Origin of the sequence: Polaromonas sp., from assembly GCF_029945685.1 — a bacterium.
Lineage (GTDB): Bacteria > Pseudomonadota > Gammaproteobacteria > Burkholderiales > Burkholderiaceae_C > Polaromonas.
The window spans coordinates 1-23,536 of record NZ_JAQSDA010000022.1; the positions used below are offsets into that span (position 1 = coordinate 1).

The following is a 23,536-nucleotide window of genomic DNA, read 5'->3' on the forward strand; positions in this document are numbered from 1 at the left end:
TTTCCTTAGGTTTCTTTGGCGAAGCAAAGAAAAGTAAGTCGCCCGCCGGGGCGAGTCCCGGCTTGTGGGCAAACCAGATGATCAGAATCCACCCCATAAGCCCAAAAAAACACTTCCCTCTAGAATCACAAGGTGACCCCCGCCGCCCCCCTCTTCCCTTTGCGGCCGCCCCGCCGCCCCATCCGCGAACTTCCCGACGAGCTGATCAGCCAGATTGCAGCCGGCGAGGTCGTGGAACGTCCGGCTTCCGTCGTGCGGGAGCTGGTCGACAACGCGCTGGACGCCGGCGCCAGGCAGGTCACGGTGCGCTTGCTGGCCGGCGGTGTGCGGCTGATTTCGGTTGAGGACGACGGCCTGGGCATCGCGCGCGAGGAACTGGCGATTGCGCTGCGTCGCCACGCCACCAGCAAGATCGCCTCGCTGCAGGACCTCGAATCCGTGGGCACCATGGGTTTTCGCGGTGAGGCACTGGCTGCCATCAATTCGATTGCCGACATGAGCCTGCTGTCGCGCAGCTCCGAAGCCTCGGCCAGCGGCGACGCGGCGCACGCCTGGCAGCTCGACGGCCGCTCCGGCGAGCTGACACCGGCCGCGCGCGCGCGCGGCACCACGGTGGAGGTGCGTGAGCTGTTTTATGCCACGCCGGCGCGCCGCAAGTTCCTGAAAACCGACGCCACCGAGCTGGCGCACTGCATCGAAGCCGTGCGCCGCCACGCGCTGGTGCGGCCCGACGTGGGTTTTGCGATCTGGCACGAGGGCAAACTCGTTGAACAGTGGCGCGCCTGCAGTGGCGAGAGCGCACACGACCAGCGCCTGGCCGATGTACTCGGCAGCGAACTGCTGGCGCATAGCGTGGCGGTGGACTACAGCGCCGGCGCACTGCGCGTGACCGGTCGCGCCGGCATTCCGGATGCCGCGCGTTCGCGGGCCGACCAGCAGTTTGCCTACGTCAACGGCCGTTATGTGCGCGACAAGGTGATGACCCACGCCGCGCGCAGCGCCTACGAAGATGTGCTGCACGGCCACCGCCAGCCGGTTTATGCGCTCTACGTCACCATGGACCCGACGCGGGTGGACGTCAATGTGCACCCGACCAAGATCGAGGTGCGTTTTCGTGACAGCCGCGAAGTGCACCAGGCGGTGCGGCACGCGGTCGAAAACGCCCTGGCGGCACCGCGTGCAGCCGCGGCCGCATTGGCAGCAGCCAGCGGCACATCAGCACCAAACTTCGAATCAAATCAGCCTCCGGCCCTTTCCCCCTGGGCGCAGCCAGCTATCAATTTCGGAGCGACTCAGGCTTACCGCCAGGACCCGCGTGTCTCCGACTTCGAGGCGATGTGGCCTTCGCCGACTGCCGGCCTTTCCACCGTTCGCCCTGAGCCTGTCGAAGGGCCTTATGCGGCCACGGCTTCGACAGGCTCAGCACGAACGGGAAATACGGGCACGGACAACACCGACCTGCCGCCCGGCGACTGGCCGCTGGGCCGCGCCGTTGCCCAGCTGCAGGGCATTTACATCCTGGCCGAAAACATCCAGGGCCTGGTGATTGTGGACATGCACGCCGCCCACGAACGCATCGTCTACGAGCGGCTGAAAAGCCAGCTCGACAGCGCCAGCATCGCCAGCCAGCCCCTGCTGATTCCGGCCACCTTCGCCGCCACGCCACAGGAAGTCGCCGCTTCCGAGGCGCACACCGACACGCTGAAGGCACTGGGCCTGGAGATCACGCCGTTCTCGCCGCGCACCCTGGCCGTGCGCGCGGTGCCGACCAGCCTGGCCCAGGGCGATGCGGTGGAACTGGCGCGCAGCGTGCTGGCCGAGCTGGCGCAACACGACGCCAGCACGGTGATCCAGCGCGCGCAAAACGAATTGTTATCGACCATGGCCTGCCACGGCGCGGTGCGTGCCAACCGCAAACTCACCATCGACGAGATGAACGGCCTGCTGCGCCAGATGGAAGCCACCGAACGCTCCGACCAGTGCAACCACGGGCGTCCGACCTGGCGTCAAATCACAGTCCAGGAACTGGACAACCTGTTTTTGCGCGGACGCTGAGCCGCCGGCACTCAGCCGGCACGCAGCGCCAGCGCTCCTGCCAGGCAACAAGGCAGGGCCACCGCGCTGAGTTGCAGGCGCAAACCCAGCCAGGCCGCAGCACCGGCCGCCGGGTAAAGCCAGCAGTCCACCGCCAAACAGGCGGCAATCAGACCGGCCAGCAGGGCCAGCCCCGCATCGGGCGCCAGCAGGAGGCCGGCCCACCCCGCCAGGCTGGGCAGCACGCCCCAAACGAGGTGGCGCGAGCGCAGCGGCGAACCGCGCATGGCCAGCCCCCAGTGGATGCCACCCAGAAAACTGGCGATCAGCGCCGCGTAGGCCACCAGCGCCGTGCCCGCCAGCGGGCGCCAGCCCGGATCGCCCCACCAGAGCATGCCGGCGCCCGCCAGAAACGGCAGCAAACCGGCCAGACCCAGCGCGCGGGCCACGGTGTCGGGGGCTGCCAGGGTGGGCAGGGGCGTGGGAATTGTCATGGGCAGCGAGTGTACGGCGCCTGTGGCAGGCCCGCAACGCGAGGGACATCGCGGCAGGGCGTTGAACTTTTCAGGCGCCCGGCGACTCATTCATGGCTATGAAACGCTGGACCCTGCTTGCCGCCACCGCCCTGTCACTGCTGATTGCCGTTCTTGCCGGCTGCAGCACACTGGACGAGAGACAGCGCGCCTGGATCTTCCAGCCCAGCGACCGCAGCTGGAGCGGCGGCCTGGCCGCTGCCGAAGGCATGGACGACGTCTGGATTGGCTTCCAGGCCAAAGCCAGCGGCGAGCCGGCCACCCTGCACGGGCTCTGGCTGCCCTCCGACCGGCCCGGTGGCCCCATTCTTCTTTACCTGCACGGCGCCCGCTTCAATGTGACCGGTTCCGCCCCACGCATGCGCCGCATGCAGGAACTGGGCTTTTCGGTGCTGGGTGTGGACTACCGGGGCTTCGGCAAAAGCACAGCCGCCCTGCCCTCGGAAGAGTCGGCCTACGAGGACGCGCGTGCCGCCTGGGACTGGCTCGCCCGGAAATACCCGGACCGGCCCCGTTATGTCTTCGGCCACTCGCTGGGCGGTCCGATAGCCATCAACCTCGCCACCGAGGTCAGCGACGAAAGCGGCACGATTGTCGAAGGCACCTTCACCTCGATTGCCGACGTGGTCAGCACCTCCAAATGGGGCTGGATGCCGGTGTCGCTGCTGATCACCCAGCGTTTCGAGGCCGCCCGCAAGGTCGGCAAGATCGGTTCGCCGCTGCTGGTAGTGCACGGCGGCGAAGACCGGCTGATTGCCCCCGACCTCGGGCGCAAGCTGTTCGAGGCCGCCGCGCAGCCCAAGCTGTTCATGCTGGTCGAGGGCGGCTCGCACCACAACACCAACTCCGTCGGCCAGGCCCAGTACCGCCAGGCGCTGGCGCAGCTGTTCAGCCTGAAGTAGGCCGGCGCCGGCGCGGCCTGCGCCCCTGGCCGCCACCGGGCGGCGGCTATCTGATACGCTCAGATCAATGTCCGCCACGCCCCCTGCTCCTGCCTCGGTTGCCCCCGCGGTGACCGCCGAACCGCCTGCCATGTCACCCGCCTTGATTGTCCTGCTGCTGTCGCTGCTGCTGGGCATCCAGCCCATCACCACCGACCTGTACCTGCCGGCGCTGCCGGCGCTCACCGAGGGTTTTGCCGCACCCATGGCCCAGGCCCAGCTGACCCTCACCGGGCTGCTGCTGGCCTTCGGCGTGTCGCAGCTTTTCTGGGGTCCACTGTCAGACCGGTTCGGGCGCCGGCCCATCCTGCTGTGGGGCCTGGGGGCCTACGTGCTGGCGGCCATAGGCGCTGCGCTCGCGCCGTCCATGGCACTCCTGATCACCTGGCGCATCGTGCAGGGTGCGGCCATGGGGGCGGCCGTCATGTGCGCGCGTGCCATCGTGCGCGACCTCTACACCCCGCTGGCCGGCGCACGTGCCATGTCCCGGGGCCTGAGCGGGCTGGGCCTGATTGCCTGCCTGAGCGCGCCGCTGGGCGGCCTGCTGTCCGACGTTTTCAACTGGCGCGTGGCGCTGCTGGCGCTGGCCGTGTTCGGCGCGGCGGCGCTGGCCATGATTGCCCTGCGCTTCGAGGAAAGCATCCAGCGCAAAAACCCGCGCGCGCTGGAGCCCGCCACGCTGATACGCACCTGGTGGACGATTGTGCGCAACCCGACCTTTGTCGCCTTCTCGGCGCTGTCCACGGCTTCCTACGGCGGGCTGTTCACTTTTCTGGCCGCCTCGTCCTTTGTTTTCATCAAGGTGCTGGGCCTGTCCAAAACCCAGTACGGCCTGGTGATGTTCTCGATGTCCTTTGTGTATGTGCTGGGCACCTTCTGGTGTCGCCGGCTGCTGCCGCGCTTCGGCGTGCGCCGTTCAGTGGCGATGGCCGGCGGGCTCACGCTCAGCGGCGGCTTGTTGATCAGTACCCTGGCCTGGGCCGGAATCCATAACGTCTGGGCCCTGCTGTTGCCGTACTACCTTTTTGTATTTGCGCACGGTGTGCACCAGCCCTGCAGCCAGAGCGGCGCCGTCGGGCCGTTTCCGGGGGCAGCGGGCGCGGCCTCGGCGCTGAACGGCTTTCTGATGATGCTGGCGGCCTTTGCCATGGGCGGCTGGCTGGGCAGCCACCTCGACGGCACGGTGTACCCCCTGGCCTACGGCGTGTTGTTCTGGAGTGTGTGTATCGCGCTGATAGCCTGGACGCTGGTGCAGCGCCATGGCGAGCCGACGGCGCTGGCGGTGCCCGCACGCCCATGACAACTTCACGCTGGATCGGCCTCGCCGGCCCCACCGCGTCGGGAAAAACGGCGGCTGCCTTCGCCATTGCCAGGCATCACCCGGTGGAAATCATCAGCGTGGATTCCGCCCTGGTCTACCGCGGCATGGACATCGGCACGGCCAAGCCGACACCGGCCGAACTCGCCCTTGTTCCGCACCACCTGATCAACATCCGCGACCCGCTGCAGGCTTACAGCGCCGCCGGGTTTATGGCCGACGCCACGCGCCTGATCGACGAGATCACGGCGCGCGGCAGGCTGCCGCTGCTGGTCGGCGGCACCATGCTTTATTTCAAGGCGCTGTTCGACGGCCTCGACGACATGCCCAAGGCTGACCCGGCGATTCGCGCCACCCTGCTGGCCGAGGCGGGCGCGAAAGGCTGGCCCGCGCTGCACGCCGAGCTGGCCACGGTGGATGCGGTGACCGCCGCACGGCTGGCGCCCAATGACTCGCAGCGCATCTCCCGCGCGCTGGAGGTGTTTCGCCTGACCGGGCTGCCGTTGTCGTTTTTCCAGAAGAAGATTGCTATCGAAAAAGTAGCTGGTGGCGCAGGCTCCATAAGGGCTGGAGCCCTGATTTCCCTTGAACCCCAAGACCGCGCCTGGCTGCACGAACGCATTGCCCAGCGCTTTGACGCCATGCTCGCGACCGGTTTTCTGGACGAGGTGAAGGCCCTGCGCGCGCGCGGCGACCTGCACCCCGAGCTGCCGTCCATGCGCTGCGTCGGTTACCGCCAGGCCTGGGAAGCGCTTGACGGCGTCTTCCCCCTGAGCGAACTGCGTGAACGCGGCATTGCCGCCACGCGCCAGCTCGCCAAACGCCAGATCACGTGGTTGCGCTCCATGCCGGACCGCCAGGTGGTGGCCTGCGACCATCCCGGCGCCGTACAGCAGGTGCTGGACCTGGTGAAGCAGGCCCTATGAGCCTCATCGTCCAGAACCTCGGCAAACACTACGGCGACCTTGCCGTGTTCAGCCACGTCTCGCTGCAGGTCGCGCCCGGCGAATTTGTCGCCATCGTCGGCGAGTCGGGTGTCGGCAAGTCGACGCTGCTCAACTGCATGGCCGGGCTGGACAGCTGGGACGCGGGTTCGGTCAGCCTGGACGGTGTGGACCTGGGCACGCTCAGCGACGACCAGCGCGCCCTGCTGCGCCGCGAAAAAGTCGGCTTCGTCTTCCAGGCTTTTCACGTGTTGCCGCACCTGGACGTGGCGCAAAACGTCGCCCTGCCGCTGTTGCTGCTCGGCCAGCACGACGATGCACGGGTGCAGGCCATGCTGGCCGCCGTCGGCCTGGCAGGCCTGGGCGCGCGCCTGCCGCAGCAGCTTTCGGGCGGGCAGTTGCAGCGCGTGGCGATCGCGCGCGCCCTGATCCACCGTCCCAGCCTGCTGCTGGCCGACGAGCCGACCGGCAACCTCGACCCCACCACCGCCGCCAGGGTCATGGACGCGCTGGTGGCGCAAACCCGTGAGCACGGCGCCGCGCTGGTGCTGGTCACCCATTCGGAAACTGCGGCCGCGCGTGCCGACCGGGTGCTGCACCTGAGCAGCGAAGGCATCACGGGCTGACGCCAGGCAGGCCTTCCCGAAGACAATGACTTGTCAAAGCCTCCATCAGCCCCAACTGAATCCTGATGAACGCCTCATCCTTTGAAACCCTTGAATTGCTCCCCGCAACGGCGCCGCGCCAGTTGTTTGTGCTGCTGCACGACGCTGGCGGTTCGGCCATGGACATGATGGCGCTGGCCACACTGATCGGCGAGTCCTTCAGTGAAGCGGCCATCGTGATGCCGGAAGGCGTCGAAGCCATCCACCTGGGCAAAACCGAGCGGCAGTGGTTTCCGACCTTTGAACTGACCGATGCCAACCACCCGGAACGCGTGGCTCGCGCGGTGCCGCCCCTGGCGGCATTCATTCGCCAGCAGCAGGAGCGTTTTGGCATTTTGCAGTCCGACACGGCGCTTGCCGGTTTTTCGCAGGGCGCCACCATGGCGCTGGCGCTTTGCGACCGGCATGACGGCCTGGTCGGCCGCGTGCTGGCCTTTTCGGGGCCTTACGCGGCCTGGCCCGACAAGGCCCCCGCGCTCACCACCATCCACCTGCTGCACGGCCAGCTCGATGAGGTCGTGCCGGCGCGCTTGGCACAGCAGGGTTATGCCGAGCTGATGGCGCTGGGGGCTGATGCCACCTGCGACATCGCTTCCAGCATCGGCCACGAGCTGCACCCGGCATTGATGGCGCAGGCGGTGCACCGGCTGCAGACCTGTGTGCCGCTGCGTTTCTGGCGCTCCGCCTGAAGCTGTTCAGCGAGTAGCCAGCAGCTCGGCGTAACGCGCCAGGTCCACATTGCCGCCGCTGATGATCACGCCGACGCGAGCACCCTTGATCGCCGCCGCGTCCGTGCAGGCGCCGGCAAACGCCAGGCAGCCGGTCGGCTCCACCACCATCTTCATGCGCTCCGCAAAAAAGCGCATCGCCTCGACCAGCTGCGCATCCGTGGCGGTGAGGATGTCGTCCACATCGCGGCGGATGATGCCGAAGGTGTACGCACCCAGGTGCTGGGTCTGCGCGCCGTCGGCAATGGTCTTGGGCACCGGAATATGCACAATGCGCCCGGCACGCAGCGACTGCTGGCCGTCGTTGCCGGCTTCGGGCTCGACGCCGTACACCTTGCACTGCGGCGCCAGCGCGCGGGCGGCCAGTGCCGAGCCGCTGGTCAGCCCGCCGCCGCCGGTGCACATGTAGAGGCGGTCCAACGGGCCGGTTTCCTCGAACAGCTCCTTCGCGGCCGTGCCCTGGCCGGCGATGACGTCGGGGTGGTCGTAGGGCGGAATCAGCGTCATGCCTCGCTCGACCGCCAGTCTCAGGGTCAGCGCCTCGCGGTCTTCGGTGAAGCGGTCGTACAGCACCACCTCGGCGCCGTAGCCGCGCGTGGCGGCCAGCTTGGCGGCGGGCGCGTCCTGCGGCATCACGATCAACGCCGGCATGCCCAGCAGCCGCGCCGACAGGGCCACCGCCTGCGCATGATTGCCCGATGAAAACGCGATGGCGCCGGCCTGGCGCTGCGTCGCATCAAACTTCGACAGCGCATTGAAGGCCCCGCGGAACTTGAAAGCACCCATGCGCTGGAAGTTCTCGCACTTGAAGAAAAACTGCGCGTCCCAGCGCGCGTCGGCGGTGGCGGAGCGCAGCACCGGCGTGTGGTGCGCATGGCCTTGGATGCGCGCGGCGGCGGCAACAACATCGTCGTAGGTAGGAAGCTGCATGGCGAGTGGGCTTTCGTTGAATGACTGAGGAACAACGATAGCCCAGAACCTGACCGCCATCACCGCCGGCAATGTGAAAGGCACAATCAGCCCATGCTCGCCCTTCTTTCCACCTTCTCCTGGCAGGAGCTGCTGCACCACAAGTGGCGCAACGCGGCGGCCGTGGTGGCCGTCATGCTGGGGGTGGCGCTGGCGTTTTCGGTGCAGCTGATCAATGCCTCGGCTCTCACAGAGTTTTCGCAGGCCGTGCGTTCGGTCAACGGCCAGCCCGACCTGGAGCTGCGCGCGGTGCGCGGCGGGTTTGACGAAGCGGTCTACGCGCGGGTCGCGAATCACCCGCAGGTGGCGCTGGCCAGCCCGGTGCTGGAGTTCAGCACCTACGCCGTCGCCCCCGGCGGCCAGCGGGTGGCCCTGCGCGTGGTCGGTGTCGATGCGCTGGTGGTGGCTTCGCTGGCCCCGGCGCTGATGCCGGTACCCTCGGCCGGCGCCGAACGCCTGGCCCTGCTCGCCCCCGGCGCGGTTTTTCTCAACGCGGCAGCGCGGCAAAACCTGCCCGGCGACCGGCTGCAGCTGCAAAGCGGCCTGCAGCTGCTGGACGCCCGGGTGGCCGGCAGCATCAGCGCCGGGGGTGCCGCGCTGGCGGTGATGGACATAGGCGCAGCGCAGGACCTGTTCGGCCGGCTCGGCCAGCTCTCGCGCATCGACATCCGCCTGCAGGCCGGTGCCGACCGCGCCGCCTTCATCAGCGCGCTGCAACTGCCGCCCGGCATCACCGCCACCGAACCAGGCGACGACGCGCAGCGCGTCAGCAACCTGTCGCGCGCCTACCGTGTCAACCTCACCGTGCTGGCGCTGGTGGCACTGTTCACCGGCGCCTTCCTGGTCTTTTCGGTGCTGTCGCTGAGCGTGGCCAAACGCGCGCAGCAGTTCGCCCTGCTCGGGGTGCTGGGCCTGACCGGCCGCGAGCGCCTGCGCCTGGTGCTCTGGGAGTCGGCGCTGCTGGGCATGGTCGGCAGCGCCGCCGGCATCGCGCTGGGCACGGCGCTGGCCGCGCTGGCGCTGCGGGTGCTGGGCGGCGACCTGGGCGGCGGCTACTTTTCCGGCGTGGCCCCGGCCCTGCAATGGAATGCGGGCGCGGCCGCGGTCTACGGCCTGCTCGGTGTGGCCGCGGCGCTGGTGGGCGGCTGGTGGCCGGCGCGCGCCGCACAAAAACTGCCGCCGGCGCAGACCCTCAAGGGCCTGGGCGCACCGCCGGCCGGCGGCACGCCGTACCGGCTCAGCCTGCTGCTGGTGGCCGCGAGCGGCTTGCTGGCCTTGACGCCACCGGTGGCCGGCATCGCGCTGGGCGCCTACCTGTCGGTCGGGCTGCTGCTGGTGGGCGGCATCAGTGCGCTGCCCTGGCTGATCGCCCTGCTGTACGACCGCATCGCGCCGCATGTGTCGCGCCGCCTGTTGCCGCTGCTGGCGGTGGAGCGCGCGCGCCGTGTGCGCGGCAGCGCGGCGGTGGCCGTCAGCGGCGTGGTCGCTTCGCTGAGCCTCGCGGTGGCACTGACGGTGATGGTGGCGAGTTTTCGCGACTCGGTCACCCACTGGCTGGACGTGGTGCTGCCGGCCGACCTGTACGTGCGCACCGCCGGCAGCACCGCTGCCAGCGACACGGTGTTTTTCTCGCCCGCGTTTGTGCAGGCGCTGGCGCAGCTGCCCGGCGTGGCGCGCCTGAGCACCTTGCGCGTGAGCTCCCTGCTGCTGGACGCCAACCAGCCCGCGGTGGCGCTGATAGCGCGCGACCTGCAGGACCCGGCCGGCAGCCTGCCGCTGGTGGGCAGCGCGCTGCCGGTGCCGGCCGGTCACGTGGCGATTTATGTGAGTGAACCCATGGTCGACCTGTACGGTGCCCGTCCCGGCGCTGTGTTTTCCCAGCTTTCGGCGTCTTTTGGGGCTCTAGCCCTTGATACACCGGCGCCAGCAGCTATGAATTCAGGAGCACCCCAGGCGAGCCCCAAGTTCTATGTCGCCGGCGTCTGGCGAGACTACGCGCGCCAGTTCGGCGCCATCGCCATGGACAGGCGCGACTTTGAAGCCCTCACCGGCGACCGGCGCGTGAACGACCTCGCCTTGTGGCGCGCCCCCGGCGCGGGCGACGCGCAACTGCAGCAGGCGGTGCGCGCGCTGGCGCAGGCGCAGGCGCAGACGGGCTCGGGCGAGCTGATCGAGTTTGCGTCCAGCGGCCAGATCCGCGCCACCTCGCTGCGCATTTTCGACCGCAGCTTTGCCGTTACCTACTGGCTGCAGGCGGTGGCGATTGCGATCGGCCTGTTCGGTGTGGCAGCCAGCTTCAGCGCGCAGGTGCTGGCGAGGCGCAAGGAGTTTGGCCTGCTGGCCCACCTGGGCCTGACGCGCCGGCAGATCCTCACGCTGGTCGCCGGCGAAGGTGCCGCCTGGACGCTGGCCGGCGCGCTGGCCGGGCTGGGCCTGGGGTTGGCCGTATCGCTGGTGCTGGTGCATGTGGTCAACCCGCAAAGCTTCCACTGGACCATGGACCTGGCGCTTCCCTGGGCGCGGCTCCTGGGCCTGTGCGCGGCCGTCATCCTGGCCGGCACCGTCACCGCCTGGCTGGCCGGGCGCGCAGCGGCGGGCAAGGACGCGGTGCTGGCCGTCAAGGAAGACTGGTAGGCCGATACGCCGGCCTGCTCCCCGCTATCCAGCCGCAGCGGGCGATGCGCGCTTTCGTTTGCTTACCAACATGACGCTTTGAAGGCGGCATTGTCATCACAACGCCGCATGAGCGGCCTACGATGGGCACATCACTTACACAAGGCATTCACCATGGCGCCCGCTCAATACCGCATTGAAAGCCGGAACACGCTAAGGGGCAGCCTGCTGCCACCCAACGCCCTCCGGCAACTCTACACAGACCGCTCGCTGGCCGTGGCCGTGGCGGTCAAAAGCCTGGCCGACCCGACCTGCCAGGACATCCGCGTGGTGCACGTGCCCAGCGGCGAAATTGTTTTCCAGACGGCGCCGACGCACTAAGGAAGCGCTGGAGGAGTCCTTGCGGAGGCGCGGCAGCCGGATCGGGACGGGATGCAAGGCGGATTTCGCAGCCAATAGCCGACTATTGGCAAGAAATTCAACGCCGCAGACCGCCCGAGCCCGGCTGATCGCGCGCCGCAGGGGACTTGTTCAGCGCTTCCCTAAGCCCCGTCACACCTGACGGAACTGCGCCAGCGTCAGCAGCAGGTTGCGCGTGGCGCCATCCACCGCTTCAAGCGGCCTGTGCACCACCGCCGTGTGGCGCGTCAAGGCGGGCCTGAGCGGCACCACCTGCACGCCCTGGTGCAGCTGCTCGCCGGCATGCTCCAGCGGCAGCACCGCAGCGCCGTAACCCGCGGCCACCAGGCTTTTCATGGCCTCGTTGTAGTTGAGCTCGATGCGTGTGCGCGGGCTCAGGCCGGCATCGGCAAACCACTCCATGGTCAGGCGGTACATCTGCGTGGTCGAGTCGTTGAAGATCAGCGGCCGCGCGGCCAGCCACTGCGGCGTGATGCGTTTGGGCACAGTCCATGCCCGGGGCACAAAGGCCATCATCGGGTCGCTGCGCCAGTGCGTCAGGACAATGCCGGGCCGGGCCGGTTGCGGCAAGGCCACCAGCCCGACATCCAGCGTGCCCTGGGCGAGCCGCTCCATGGCCTCTGCCGAGCCCAGGATGCTGACCTCGACATCGATGTCCGGGTGGGCGCGCTCCATGGCCTTGAGCACCTCGGGCAGCAGGTAGACCAGCACGCCGGTCGAGCTGCCCAGCCGCACGCGGCCGATGCGGCCCTCGACGTGGCGCTGCACGGCGTCCACCGCATCGTCGGCATCGCGCAGCAGGCGCCGGGCGCGCTCGACCAGCACCGCGCCGGCCGCCGTGGGCTCCACCTTTCTGCCACCACGCAGCACCAGCGTTGCCCCAAGCCGGCTTTCCAGCTCGCTGATGTGCAGGCTCACGGTGGGCTGGGCCAGGTGCAGTGCACGCGCCGCCGCCGAAAAGGTGCCCAGGTCGGTGATGGCCACCAGGGTGCGGAGTTGGTCAAGGTTCAGTTCACGCATCAGGGTTCGCGCATCAGGATTCACGCATCAGATATCCTGATAATTTCGATCAGAAAACTCAACTTCCACAATACCACGATCCATCGCACCATCGGGGACTTCCACTTCAGGAGTACCCCGCCATGCCGCACAAGACCCTCGTCATTCCCTTCGCCGCCCTGGCGCGCGGACTCGCACAATGGCTGCAGCCCGGGCCACACGGGCCGGTGCCAGACAAGGGCTTGCAACAAAGCCGCGCCGAGCTGGCGCAGATGAGCACGCGGGAGCTGAACGACCTGGGCATCAGCCGTGGCGACATTCCCGCCCTGCTCGACGATCCGGTGGGCTGGCGCAGGGACAGGCCCGGTTGATGGCCGACGGCCGGTCACTGGGTGATGGCCACCAGCACGCTGCAGGGTGCGTGTTCAATCAGCGACTTGGACACCGAACCGCGCCACCAGCGCGCCGCCCAGCCATCCAGATGTTTGTGACCCACAACGATCAAGTCGGCGTTGATCTTCTTCGCGTACTTGGTGATTTCGTCGACGGTTTCACCGACCACCACCTCGCCTTTGGCCTGGCGGCCCGCCCCGGCGAGCTGGCTCAAACCCTCGTCCAGAATGGCGGTGTATTTTTCCTTCTCGTGTTCGGCCAGGCTTCTGTCGTACACGCCGCCTTCCACACCTATCAAATCCATGTAAAGCGGCGTCACGGCAATCAGGGTAAGCGAGGCCTGGCTCCACTGCGCAATCTCCTGGCAGTCCAGCAGCGCCTTCTGCCCCGCCTTGGAGCCGTCATACGCCAACAAAATTTGCTTGTACATGGGTGCATCTCCTGCAGAAAGTCAAAGAAAGAAAAGGGTTTCAGCAACGGTTCAAGGATAGACCTTACACCCCGGCCTCGCAACCCGGAGTTGTCCGGCACAACCGGCGCGCTTGCTGCGAGAATGATTCGATGCGCCCACCCACCCCACCGTTCCAGTTGCCGCAGAGCCCCGCGCGTCGCCGCCTGTTGCAGGCACTGGCCGCGGGCATGGTTGCCGGCACCGGCCCGGCGCTTGCGCTGCCCGCACGGACGCTGCAGTTTCCGCGCGACTTTGGTGCACACCCCGACTTTCGCACCGAGTGGTGGTACATCACCGGCCATGCCAACGCGGGCCCACGCGAGTTTGGTTTCCAGCTCACCTTTTTCCGCTCGCGCGTGGATGGCACGCAGGGCATGGCCTCGAAGTTTGCCGCCAGACAATTGATTTTTGCGCACGCCGCCGTGACCGACGTGGCGGGCAACAAACTCTGGCACGACCAGCGTATTGCGCGCGAAGGTTTTGACATTGCCAGCGCCGGCACACAGGGCATGGCCCTGAAGCTGCGCGACTGGTCGCTGCAAAGCCAGGGCCGCACCCACAGCGCCCGCCTGCCCGCCACCGACTTTGCGCTGAACCTGCAGTTCACCGAAACCCAGCCCCTGTTGCTGCAGGGCAAGCAGGGGTTATCGCGCAAGGGTCCGGAAGAAAAGCAGGCCAGCTACTACTACAGCCTGCCGCAACTGGCCACCCGCGGTAGCTTGCAGGTCAAGGGCCAGAACTTTGAAGTGAGCGGCAAGGCCTGGCTGGATCACGAGTGGAGCGAAGAGATATTGCACCCCAGCGCCGCAGGCTGGGACTGGATAGGCATGAACCTCGACGACGGCAGCGCCCTGACCGCCTTCCGCCTGCGCGACAAGGCCGGCAACGCCCTGTGGGACGGCGGCTCCTTTCGATCCGCCAAGGGCGATCTCTTTCCGTTCAGCCCCGGCGAAGTGATCTTCAAACCCGTGCGCCGCTGGAAAAGCCCGCTGAGCCAGGCCAGCTACCCGGTTGAATGGATAGTGCGCACGCCGGCGGATTTCTACACCGTCAAGGCCGTCATCGACAACCAGGAACTCGACAGCCGCCAGTCCACCGGCGCGATTTACTGGGAAGGGCTGAGTGAACTGATTGACAGCAATGGCAAACGCGTCGGGCGCGGGTATCTGGAGATGACGGGGTATGCGCAGCCGTTACGAATGTAGCGTTGAGTGGGATTGGCTGGTTAACGGCACTCTGTACTTCTCGACAGCTACCGAATTGAATAGCAATCGCCAAAGAAGGGGCTGAATCGTTTAGGCCTCCAGCCCTTCACTGGCGGGCGCAAGCTACTGGCGCGCGACAGCGCTGTGCAGGACATGCGGCGCCAGACCCGGGCCAGAACGCACCCGATCAACGCGAGCCGGCGCGCCACCATGCTGAGGTGCAGCGCAGGACCCGTTCAAGCACCACCAGGGCCAGACATGCTGAGGCCAGCAGAAACACCGCGAAGAAATAGTCGAGCACGCCCATCAGGGTGGCCTCCTGCGCGACCCACAGTCCGACGTGTGTCGCCGCCAGGCGCGGCGCGCTGACTGCGTCATGCGTTGTGGCAAAGTAGCGCGTCAACTGCTCCAGTGTCTGCTGCAGGGCCGGGTTCCACGGCGACAGGCTTTCGCTTAAACGCGTGAAGTGAAGGCTGCTACGCCACTGCAGGCACAGCGTCGCCAGCGCCATGCCCGCGGCCAGACCGAACTGGGCCAGCATGTTCTTCACCTGGTTGGCGTGCGAAAACGTGCTGTCATCCTGCGGCAGGGTCTGGAAGGTCTGCATGGCCGTGGCAGACAGCACCGTGATCACGAACACGCCATTGCACAGCAGGGCGGGCACGACACTTTGCATCGGGTTGGCCGATTCACTGAGCCCGGAGAGCTGATAACCACACAGCAGCAGCGCACCGAAGCCCGCGATGTAGTAGCGCGTTGGCCCCGGATACCGGGGCATCAGTCTCGCCAGCACGATCCAGCTGGCCACGCTGGCCAGAGCGCCCATTCCCAGGTAGCGACCAACCACCTCCAGGGGCAAATCGAGAGTCCTTTGCAGCAACACGGGAAGCATGGTGTTGTTCGCGCCGAGGACCACATAACACACGCCAAAGATACCCAGACCCAGAAGGTAGCGTCGCCGCGCCAGACGATGGAATCCGATCAGCGGTCGTGCGCGCCGGCCGTTCAGATGCACAAACAGCCACAAAGCCGGAAGGGAAAGAGCCAACCCCGCGTACAGGGTCGTGGGATCGCTGAAAAAGTCAAAGCCGGAACGCTGCAGCACGTACAGCAGCAAAAAACTGCCGCCCATCAGGACGAACAGGCCCGTTGGATGCGACTGGGAGCGGATTTCGCGCGTCGGCAACTCATCGCTCAGCGCGAAAGACGAAAGGACGATGATCAGCAAGGCGGGGACGAGCATGGCAAGGAAAGCCGCGCGCCAGCTCTCCGACGACAGCGCCATCGAAGCCAACAGCGGCCCCGCGACGCCGCCCCACGCCAGTCCGGCAGCAAGAAACTTGATGCCGGTGAAGCGCTGGGGCGAAGGGGGTATGTGATTCACCAGCAGACGGCCCGAGGTCAGAAACGATGCGCAGCCTGTAGCCATGAGAATCCTTCCCAGGGCGAAGCTGGTCAAGCTGCCACTGAACCCACATACCAGCGCGCCGAGAGCGAACAGCACGCCGGAGACCTGAACAAAACGCCGCCAGCCCAAGCGCTCGACCAGCCAGCGATGCATCGAGATCATGCCAATGGCGACCACGGCATAAAGTGTGGCCACCAGGCTGTATTCCTCCGGGCTCGCAGCGAGCTCACCCATGACCGGCGTGGCATTGAAAGCCACGATGCCGACCTGCAGGAAGTCGCTGAACGGCAGGCTCGCGATCAATAAGTACAGCAGGAGCTGCCGCCGTCGGGTGTCGGCCTGGAATGCTTGTGTTGTCGGCATGCTCATCTTGGTTGCTCCTGGGGCTGTTACTTCGGCAGAGGCTCCTTGACCTTGCCGCCTTCATCCATCACCAGCCAGGCCAGCAGTCTGGCGGGCCGGGTGCTACTGGCATTGCGCGAGACCAGGTGCGCGGCGCGCGGCGGCTCGTACCAGGACTCGCCGGCCTTGTAAGTGACCGGCGGCCGACCGCCCAGTTGGGACACCACTTCGCCTTCGAGGACATAGGCGAACACCGACCCTGCATGCAGATGCGGCAGCGAGGCTTGCCCCGGCGCGTAGCTGACGATGGCCATCACCACTTGCTTGCCCGGGACGTCGGGCAGGTTCTGCAGTTGCATCGGGCTGACTTTTTCCTCGCCGGCGCCCACGTCATGGGCGAAGACCCAGGGATGGACCAGCGCCGCGGCGGCCAGCATGGCGATGACGGGTTTTCTGACATTCATGGCCCGCTCCTCAGGCTGTGAGCGTCTTGCGGAAACCCACCGACAGGCGATTCCAGCTGTTGATCAGGCCGATGACCAGCGTCAGGTTGACGCATTCAGCTTCGGTGAAGTGTGCAAGCAGCCCTTCGTAGTCCGCATCTGGCACGTGGGTGTCGGCTACGCGGGTAACCGCCTCGGTCCAGGCCAGGGCAGCCCGTTCGCGTGGCGTGAAAAACGGTGTGTCGCTCCAGACCGACACGGTCTGGATGCGGCGCTCGCTGTCGCCCTTCTTGCGCAAGTCGCTGGCATGCAGCTCGATACAGAAGGCGCAGCCGTTGATCTGCGATGCGCGCAGCTTCACAAGATCGAGCAGGGCCGGCTCGAGGCCGAGTTTTCCAACGGCGACATCAAGCGCGATCAGCGCCTTCATGGCATCGGGGGAAGCTTTGTAAAAATCCAGTCTCTGTGTCATGTCAACTCCTTCGGGTGGTTAAATGGTGCCTCTATGCTAGGGACGGATGCCCCGGCCTTTGGCGGCCAATCCGGACCTTTTTCAGGAGTCCAATTGATGGAACTGCACGTGGTGATCGACGGCAACAAGGACCTGACGGGGCAGTTGTACCGGCAGCTCAAGGAGGCCATCCGCTCAGGACGGCTGGCCCCGGGCGAGAAGCTGCCACCGTCGCGGCTGCTCGCCGAGCAGCTCAGCCTGTCGCGCAAAACCGTGGCAGAGGCCTATGCGAGGCTCACCTATGACAAGCTGCTGGTTGGACGTGTCGGTAGCGGCACCTTCGTCGGCGAAGGCGTGCAAGCCAAAACGCCGCCGGGCCCCGGCCCGGGCCTGGCCGGCCCGGCGGTGACCGAGCATTGGCGCAGCATGAAGACGCCGCTGCGCCACCCGGCCCCGGCGGGCAGTTCGCGCTATGAGTACATCGGTGGCGCGCCGGCCAGCGGCCTGTTCCCGCATGCTGACTGGCGTCGCTGCGTCCTGTATGCGTTGCGCCAGGGCACACGCTCGCGCGGACTGTACGGTGACGCCGAGGGCCTGCCGGCGCTGCGCGATGCCACCGCCCGGCACGTGGCCTTTTCACGAGGGGTTCGATGCACCATGAGCGACATCATCGTCACCAACGGTGCGCAGCAGGCCTTGGACCTGGTGGCCCGGGTGTTGATCGAACCCGGCTGCACCGTGGCCGTCGAGGAGCCTGGTTATCCACCCGCACGGCAGCTGCTGGCAGCGCAGGGCGCGCGTGTCGTCGGCATACCGGTTGATGCCGAGGGGCTGCTGGTGGAGCAAATTCCTGACGGCACGCGACTCATCTATGTGACGCCGGCCCACCAGTTTCCACTCGGCATGCCGATGAGTGTGCGTCGCCGCGAGGCGCTTCTTGCGCGTGCGCAGGCGCTCGGCGCCATCATCCTCGAGGACGACTACGACAGCGAGTTCCGTTACGAGGGGCGACCCACCGACTCCCTCCAGAGCATGGACAGCCACGGCACCGTGGCCTTCGTGGGGACCTTCTCAAAAACACTGTCGCCCGAACTGCGCCTGGGCTACCTGATCGCGCCTCCGGCGATCTTGCAGGCGGTCAGTACCGCCAAACACCTGAGCGACTGGCATACCGCCACGCCGGCCCAATGGGCCCTCGCAAAATTCATCGGGGATGGCGACCTTCTCAAGCACATCCGTCGCTGCCACGCAATTTACGCAGAGCGGCGTGAGCGCATCATGCACCGCTTCGGGAGCGAACTGTCGGCCTGGTTTGACCTGGTTCCGGCCAGCGCGGGCATTCACATGGCCGCACTGGCCAAGCGGCCCATCGACATGGACACGCTCCTCAAGCTGGCGCGTCGGGTGGACGTCGGGCTTTATACGCTGGAAGGCTTCTACCACGATTGTGTTCCGCTGCAGGGGCTGATGCTCGGCTATGGCGCCATTGACAGCGCCGATATCGACCCGTCGCTGGACCGGCTGCGCGACATCCTGACGCAGATGGGGTGAGCGGGCGCCATCTGCCCCGTCTTTTTCCTACAGCTTTCGTCAAAACGTGCGGACAGGGCCAGCGGTCCGCATCCACCACGATCAATCTCTTGCGGCACGGCTCATGCGCGACTCATGCAGGCTCATGCAGTCCGCGGCCATGGTTCGTGGTTGTTTCTGTCAGAAGAGGATTTCAGATGAAGGCTTATCTCAAATTCGGCGCGATGATTGCTACCTCGACCATCGTGATGTTCGGGCTCATGTACCTGAACACCTACGCGCTGGATCACATTTTCTTCAGCCAGACGCGGGCCTGGATGGCCCTGCTGATGGGCGCCGCCATGGCCATGGTCATGCTGGTGTTCATGTGGCCCATGTACCCGAACCGGCGCGTCAACACGGGCGTGCTGCTGGGCAGCGTGCTGGTGTTCGCGCTGTCGCTGTGGCTGGTTCGCAGCCAGCAGACAGTTGACGAGGTCTCCTGGATGCGGGCCATGATTCCGCATCACTCGATTGCCATCCTGACGAGCGAGCGCGCCCACATTTTCGATCCCCGTGTCAGGCGGCTCGCGGACGGCATCATCGAGACCCAGCGCCGGGAGATTGCCGAAATGAAACAACTCATCGAGGAACTCAGGCCGGCCCGCTGAGCGCGGGCAGCCCCATCGCATGCCGAATGATGGGCGGTGCGGGGCCTGCCAGCACCTTGCGTTTATCAACGATTTTGGCCTCCAGCCCTTATGTGGCGGGCGCCAGCAGCTATCAAATCAGCAGCAACTGTGGACTGACTGCCTCAGTCGCCCTGCAGCCGCTGGCCCGTCAGGTCCTTGAGCGCGACACCGGATCGTTGTTGCTTGCGCATCTGATCCAGCAGCCAGGCGATTTTGGCCGCCGCCGCTTCAGGCGCCAGGCCTTGCGGCCGGATATTGGAGACGCAGTTACGGTCGGCGTCGGACGTACCGGGGCCGGGTGCCCAAGTGATGTAGGCGCCCAGGCTGTCGGGGGAGGACAGGCCCGGCCGCTCGCCAATCAGCACCAGCACCGCCTCGGCCTGCAGCGCGCGCGCCACCTTGTCGCCGGCGGCGACGCGGCCGTTGTGCAGCAGCACCACAGGCGCGACCGCCCAGCCCTGCGCCACCAGCAGCGGCAGCAAGGCCTGCAGCAGCGGCAGCGTGTGGCTTTGTGTGGCTTGCGCCGACAAACCATCGGCCAGCACGATAGCCAGGCCTCCGCGCGATGCACTGGCCTGCAGCAGGGCCAGCGAAGCTTGGTCGAGCTGACGCCCCTGGTCGGGCCGCATCAGGTAAGTGCGTCTGTCGTTGGTAGCGCTGCGGCACACCAGCGCGGGCAGATCAAGCGCGGCCAATGCCGCCTTCAAGGCATCGCTGTCGAGCGCAGCGCCGACCGCGTCACGCGCCCGCGCATGCGCCAGCCGGAAGTCCAGCAGCGCCGGCGTCGCGAGCGAGGCGCCGGTGCGCGGCAGGCCGATGCGCGCCGCGGTCAGCGGTCGCAGCGCGGCCCACATCTCGTTGACCAGGACCGCGGTATCCCGCGCCGCGGCGGAAGGTGGGGTATCTATCATGACGGCCTGCCCAGCAGTTGCCGCATCGGCCCGGGCACACCCTCAGGCCGCACCCGGCCCTGCGCATCCACCAGCCCCTGCGTCGCCAGCCATGCCTCGAACTCGGGCGCAGCCCGTTTGCCGAAGAGATCGCGCATGGCCAGCGCATCATGAAAAGATGTGCTCTGGTAACCCAACATGATGTCGTCGGCGCCGGGCACACCCATGACGAAGTTGACGCCCGAGGCCACCAGCAGGGCCAGCAGCGCGTCCATGTCATCCTGGTCGGCCTCGGCGTGGTTGGTGTAGCAGACGTCGCAGCCCATGGGCAGGCCCAGCAGCTTGCCGCAGAACTGGTCTTCCAGCGCGGCGCGTGTGATCTGTTTGCCGTCGTACAGGTATTCGGGGCCGATGAAACCGACCACGGTGTTGACCAGAAAGGGCTTGAAGTGGCGCGCCACGGCGTAGGCGCGTGCTTCCATGGTCTGCTGGTCCACGCCGTGGTGCTGGCCGGCCGACAGCGCGCTGCCCTGCCCGGTCTCGAAATACATCGCGTTGCTGCCGACGGTGCCACGCGCCAGCGACTGCGCGGCGTCGTGCGCCTCCTTGAGCAGCGCCAGGTTGATGCCGAAGCTGCGGTTGGCGCCCTCGCTGCCGGCGATGGACTGGAAGACGAGGTCCACCGGCGTGCCGCGCGCGATCAGGTCCAGCGTGGTGGTGACATGCGCCAGCACACAGCTTTGCGTGGGAATGGCGAGCTTGCTGCGCACTTCGTCGAGCAGGCACAGCAGCGCGTGCGCGCTGCCCGGGCTGTCGGTGGCGGGGTTGATGCCTATCATCGCGTCGCCGGCGCCCAGCAGCAGGCCGTCGAGGATGCTGGCCGCGATGCCGCGCAAGTCATCGGTCGGGTGGTTCGGCTGCAGCCGCACCGAAAAGCGCCCGGGCAGGCCGACGGTGTTGCGAAAACGCGTGATCACGCTGCATTTGGCGGCCACGATCATCAGGTCCTGCAGGCGCATGAGTTTGCTGACGGCGGCCACCATCTCGGGCGTCAGGCCGGGCGCCAGGGCGCTCAAGACGGCGGTGTCGGCGGTGTCACTCAGCAGCCAATCGCGCAGGCCGCCCACTGTGAGGTGCGCCACGGGCGCAAAGGCTGCCGCATCACGCGTGTCGATGATGAGCCGGGTGACCTCGTCGGTTTCATAGGGCACGAGGGCGTGGGTGAGAAAGTCTTTCAGCGGCACGTCGGCCAGCGCAAACTGCGCCGCCACCCGCTGCTCGGCCGAAGTGGCGGCCAGCCCGGCCAGCACGTCGCCGCTGCGCAGCGGCGAGGCGCACGCCATCAAGGTGGCGAGGTCGCTGAAGACATGGATTTCTTGACCAACCGGCATACGGTACATCGCTGTGGGCCCAGGTTGCGGCGGCCGCACCGGAACGGGGGTGCGTTTGTCGCCAGCCTCTATCGTAGGGGAAGCGCGATGGATGCACAGCCGCGCGCGGTCTTGCGGGATCCGCAGCACCCCCCAAAGACACGCCGGAGCAAAGTTCATGCATGTTTTAGCCCCCCAGCCCTTGCTGTATATGCGCAAGCAGCTATCAAATACATAGCTTTTCCCTGCACTCCTTTGTGTGGGAACCTTCAAATCTGCACACGGGTCCCCAGTTCGATCACGCAGTTGTTGGGCAGACGGAAAAAGGTGGCCACGCTGCCTGCGTTGCGGGACATGATGGCAAACAGGGCTTCACGCCAGTGCGCCATGCCGGCGCCCCGGGTCGGCACCACAATCTCCCGGCTCAGAAAGTAGGACGTTTCGAACAGGTTGATGGGCAAACCCTGGGCCTGACAAAGCGCCAACGCCTTGGGGATATCGGGTGTGTTGATGAAGCCGTAGTTCACCTGCAGCCGCCAGAAGCCCGGCACCAGCGTCGTGACCTGGACCCGCTCCTCGAAAGGGATCCACGGTACATCGTGGAACACCACGGTGAGGATCAGGTTGCGCTCGTGCAGCACCTGGTTGTGTTTCAGATTGTGCATCAGCGCCTGCGGCACCGTGTCGGGGTTGGCCACGGCATAAACGGCGGTGCGCGGGATGCGGCGACCCTTGTCTGCAGCGAGAGCCGTGATGAAGGGCAGCAGTTCGGGGTCGTCGCGGCGCATGCTTTCGATCAGCAGCTCCCGGCCACGCCGCCAGGTCGCCATGACAACGAAGATGGCCGCGCCCAGCACCAGGGGGAACCAGCCGCCCTGCCAGAACTTGAGCGAGCAGGAAATCACCAGCAGCAGGTCGAGCGCCAGAAACGCGCCGGTGGCCGCAAGCGCCACCGGAAGCGGGTAGCCCCAGGCATGGCGCACCACAAAAAACGTCAGCACGGTGGTGACCAGCATGGTCACCGTCACCGCGATGCCATAGGCCGAGGCCAGCGCCGACGAGCTGCCAAAGCCCACGACGGCCAGCAGCACCGCCACCAGCAACAGCCAGTTGACCTCGGGCATGTAGATCTGGCCCGCCTCTTTGGCCGAGGTGTGCTGCACCTGCATGCGCGGCAACAGCCCCAGCTGCATGGCCTGCTTGGTCATGGAATAGGCGCCCGAGATCACCGCCTGGGAGGCGATCACCGTGGCCAGGGTGGCCAGTACCACGGCCGGGATCAGCCAGCTTTGCGGGAACAGGTGATAAAACGGGTTCTCCAGCGCGGACGGGTCGCGCATCAGCAGCGCGCCCTGCCCCATGTAGTTGATGGTCAGGGCCGGTAGCACCAGGCCCATCCATGCGAACTGGATGGGCCGCTTGCCGAAGTGCCCCATGTCGGCGTACAGCGCCTCGGCGCCGGTGAAGGCCAGCACGATGGCGCCAAACGCCACAAACATGTGCCAGCCCTGCGCACGCAGGAAAGCGAACGCCTGCAGGGGGTTGAGCGCGGCCAGAATGGCGGGTTGCTGGATGATCTGCAACAGGCCGGTGAAGGCCAGCACACCAAACCACACCACGATGATGGGCCCGAACAGCTTGCCCACCGTGCCCGTGCCGTAACGCTGCATGGCAAACAGGCTGATGAGCACCGCGATGGAAACGGGCAGCACATAAGGCTTGAGCACCGGCGTCACCACCTCCAGCCCTTCGACCGCGCTGAGCACCGAAATGGCCGGCGTGATCACGCTGTCGCCGTAAAACAGGGCCGCCCCCAACACACCGGCCAGCAGCAGGATCACGCGCCGCTGCGGCGTCTTGCCGGCGGCCTTGGCGGCCAGTGCCGTCAAGGCCATGATGCCGCCCTCGCCACGGTTGTCGGCGCGCAGGATCAGCAGCACGTATTTGAGCGTGACGACCAGCATCAGGCCCCAGAAGATCACCGACGTGGCGCCGATGAGATGCGCCGCGTCCAGCGTTATGCCGGTGGCGGGGCTGAAAATTTCCTTCATGGTGTACAGCGGGCTGGTACCGATGTCGCCGTACACCACACCCATGGCGCCCAGGGTGAGCGCCGCCATGCTTTCGCGGCCGGAAGTCTTGGTCATAACCATCCATCAACAGTGAACAAGGCTTCACTGTCGCCGCCGGGGCATCAGGAACGCATAAGTGCGCAGCG

Annotated in this window: 22 protein-coding genes; 12 read left to right on the forward strand and 10 right to left on the reverse strand. The window is 66.7% G+C overall.

From position 1 onward, the window contains the following. The first annotated feature begins 132 nt into the window (after positions 1-132). Positions 133-2,055: a DNA mismatch repair endonuclease MutL gene (gene mutL, locus PSV26_RS14730; RefSeq protein ID WP_300571793.1), complete on the forward strand. Its 1,923-nt coding sequence runs from the start codon at positions 133-135 to the stop codon at positions 2,053-2,055. Positions 2,056-2,066: 11 nt separating this feature from the next. Here the strand turns inward: mutL and PSV26_RS14735 are convergent, their stop codons facing one another. Beyond that, positions 2,067-2,528, reverse strand: a complete 462-nt coding sequence (locus PSV26_RS14735; RefSeq protein ID WP_300571795.1) for a DUF3429 domain-containing protein — start codon at positions 2,526-2,528, stop codon at positions 2,067-2,069. Between the two features lie 98 nt (positions 2,529-2,626). Here PSV26_RS14735 and PSV26_RS14740 point away from each other — a divergent pair, with 98 nt between their 5' ends. From PSV26_RS14740 to ypfH, 5 genes are all read left to right on the forward strand, one after another. Further along, positions 2,627-3,469: an alpha/beta fold hydrolase gene (locus tag PSV26_RS14740; RefSeq protein WP_300571913.1), complete on the forward strand. Its 843-nt coding sequence runs from the start codon at positions 2,627-2,629 to the stop codon at positions 3,467-3,469. Positions 3,470-3,599: 130 nt separating this feature from the next. Further along, complete coding sequence (locus tag PSV26_RS14745; RefSeq protein ID WP_300571796.1) at positions 3,600-4,808, forward strand: multidrug effflux MFS transporter; 1,209 nt, start codon at positions 3,600-3,602, stop codon at positions 4,806-4,808. Next, positions 4,805-5,752, forward strand: a complete 948-nt coding sequence (gene miaA / locus PSV26_RS14750; RefSeq protein ID WP_300571798.1) for a tRNA (adenosine(37)-N6)-dimethylallyltransferase MiaA — start codon at positions 4,805-4,807, stop codon at positions 5,750-5,752. The genes PSV26_RS14745 and miaA overlap by 4 nt, the downstream gene beginning before the upstream one ends. Further along, positions 5,749-6,396: an ABC transporter ATP-binding protein gene (locus PSV26_RS14755; protein WP_300571800.1), complete on the forward strand. Its 648-nt coding sequence runs from the start codon at positions 5,749-5,751 to the stop codon at positions 6,394-6,396. The genes miaA and PSV26_RS14755 overlap by 4 nt, the downstream gene beginning before the upstream one ends. Before the next feature lie 65 nt (positions 6,397-6,461). Next, complete coding sequence (ypfH, locus tag PSV26_RS14760) at positions 6,462-7,124, forward strand: esterase (RefSeq protein ID WP_300571802.1); 663 nt, start codon at positions 6,462-6,464, stop codon at positions 7,122-7,124. A 6-nt stretch (positions 7,125-7,130) separates the two neighbouring features. Here ypfH and PSV26_RS14765 read toward each other — a convergent pair whose 3' ends face one another. Continuing rightward, positions 7,131-8,093: a threo-3-hydroxy-L-aspartate ammonia-lyase gene (locus PSV26_RS14765; protein ID WP_300571804.1), complete on the reverse strand. Its 963-nt coding sequence runs from the start codon at positions 8,091-8,093 to the stop codon at positions 7,131-7,133. Positions 8,094-8,186: 93 nt separating this feature from the next. On the opposite strand from PSV26_RS14765, the gene PSV26_RS14770 reads away from it, so the two are divergent. Together PSV26_RS14770 and PSV26_RS14775 are read left to right on the forward strand one after the other, a co-directional pair. After that, a complete protein-coding gene (locus PSV26_RS14770) occupies positions 8,187-10,766 on the forward strand; it encodes an ABC transporter permease (protein ID WP_300571806.1) in 2,580 nt (859 codons plus the stop codon). Between the two features lie 153 nt (positions 10,767-10,919). After that, positions 10,920-11,126, forward strand: a complete 207-nt coding sequence (locus PSV26_RS14775) for a hypothetical protein (RefSeq protein WP_300571808.1) — start codon at positions 10,920-10,922, stop codon at positions 11,124-11,126. A 171-nt stretch (positions 11,127-11,297) separates the two neighbouring features. Here PSV26_RS14775 and PSV26_RS14780 read toward each other — a convergent pair whose 3' ends face one another. Further along, positions 11,298-12,185, reverse strand: coding sequence for a LysR family transcriptional regulator (locus PSV26_RS14780; RefSeq protein ID WP_300518529.1), 888 nt, complete (start codon positions 12,183-12,185; stop codon positions 11,298-11,300). Positions 12,186-12,307: 122 nt separating this feature from the next. On the opposite strand from PSV26_RS14780, the gene PSV26_RS14785 reads away from it, so the two are divergent. Then, positions 12,308-12,535, forward strand: coding sequence for a DUF1127 domain-containing protein (locus PSV26_RS14785; RefSeq protein ID WP_300518526.1), 228 nt, complete (start codon positions 12,308-12,310; stop codon positions 12,533-12,535). Between the two features lie 14 nt (positions 12,536-12,549). Here the strand turns inward: PSV26_RS14785 and PSV26_RS14790 are convergent, their stop codons facing one another. Beyond that, entirely contained in the window at positions 12,550-12,987 is a 438-nt protein-coding gene (locus tag PSV26_RS14790; RefSeq protein ID WP_300518523.1) for a universal stress protein, read from the reverse strand. A gap of 209 nt (positions 12,988-13,196) precedes the next feature. Between PSV26_RS14790 and PSV26_RS14795 the strand changes: the two genes are divergently transcribed. Beyond that, positions 13,197-14,213, forward strand: coding sequence for a lipocalin-like domain-containing protein (locus PSV26_RS14795; protein ID WP_300571915.1), 1,017 nt, complete (start codon positions 13,197-13,199; stop codon positions 14,211-14,213). Between the two features lie 187 nt (positions 14,214-14,400). Here the strand turns inward: PSV26_RS14795 and PSV26_RS14800 are convergent, their stop codons facing one another. The 3 genes from PSV26_RS14800 to PSV26_RS14810 are packed head-to-tail and all read right to left on the reverse strand — an operon-like array spanning position 14,401 to position 16,878. Further along, the gene (locus tag PSV26_RS14800; protein ID WP_300571809.1) at positions 14,401-15,990 is read right to left on the reverse strand and encodes an MFS transporter; all 1,590 of its coding nucleotides are present in this window, start codon (positions 15,988-15,990) and stop codon (positions 14,401-14,403) included. A gap of 20 nt (positions 15,991-16,010) precedes the next feature. Next, positions 16,011-16,427: a cupin domain-containing protein gene (locus tag PSV26_RS14805; RefSeq protein ID WP_300571811.1), complete on the reverse strand. Its 417-nt coding sequence runs from the start codon at positions 16,425-16,427 to the stop codon at positions 16,011-16,013. Positions 16,428-16,437: 10 nt separating this feature from the next. Continuing rightward, positions 16,438-16,878, reverse strand: a complete 441-nt coding sequence (locus PSV26_RS14810; RefSeq protein WP_300571813.1) for a carboxymuconolactone decarboxylase family protein — start codon at positions 16,876-16,878, stop codon at positions 16,438-16,440. 96 nt (positions 16,879-16,974) lie between these two features. Between PSV26_RS14810 and PSV26_RS14815 the strand changes: the two genes are divergently transcribed. Together PSV26_RS14815 and PSV26_RS14820 are read left to right on the forward strand one after the other, a co-directional pair. Beyond that, positions 16,975-18,408 carry a PLP-dependent aminotransferase family protein gene (locus tag PSV26_RS14815; RefSeq protein WP_300571814.1) on the forward strand — a complete coding sequence of 478 codons (1,434 nt, stop codon included), beginning with the start codon at positions 16,975-16,977 and terminating at the stop codon, positions 18,406-18,408. Positions 18,409-18,584: 176 nt separating this feature from the next. Beyond that, positions 18,585-19,037 carry a DUF305 domain-containing protein gene (locus tag PSV26_RS14820; protein ID WP_300571816.1) on the forward strand — a complete coding sequence of 151 codons (453 nt, stop codon included), beginning with the start codon at positions 18,585-18,587 and terminating at the stop codon, positions 19,035-19,037. Positions 19,038-19,180: 143 nt separating this feature from the next. On the opposite strand, the gene eutC is transcribed toward PSV26_RS14820, so the two are convergent. The 3 genes from eutC to PSV26_RS14835 form a co-directional block, all read right to left on the reverse strand. Further along, complete coding sequence (gene eutC / locus PSV26_RS14825) at positions 19,181-19,969, reverse strand: ethanolamine ammonia-lyase subunit EutC (RefSeq protein ID WP_300571818.1); 789 nt, start codon at positions 19,967-19,969, stop codon at positions 19,181-19,183. Further along, positions 19,966-21,348 (reverse strand): ethanolamine ammonia-lyase subunit EutB, encoded by a 1,383-nt coding sequence (locus PSV26_RS14830; protein WP_300571820.1) that lies wholly within the window; start codon positions 21,346-21,348, stop codon positions 19,966-19,968. The genes eutC and PSV26_RS14830 overlap by 4 nt, the downstream gene beginning before the upstream one ends. A gap of 239 nt (positions 21,349-21,587) precedes the next feature. After that, complete coding sequence (locus PSV26_RS14835) at positions 21,588-23,465, reverse strand: potassium transporter Kup (protein ID WP_300571822.1); 1,878 nt, start codon at positions 23,463-23,465, stop codon at positions 21,588-21,590. Positions 23,466-23,536 lie beyond the last annotated feature (71 nt).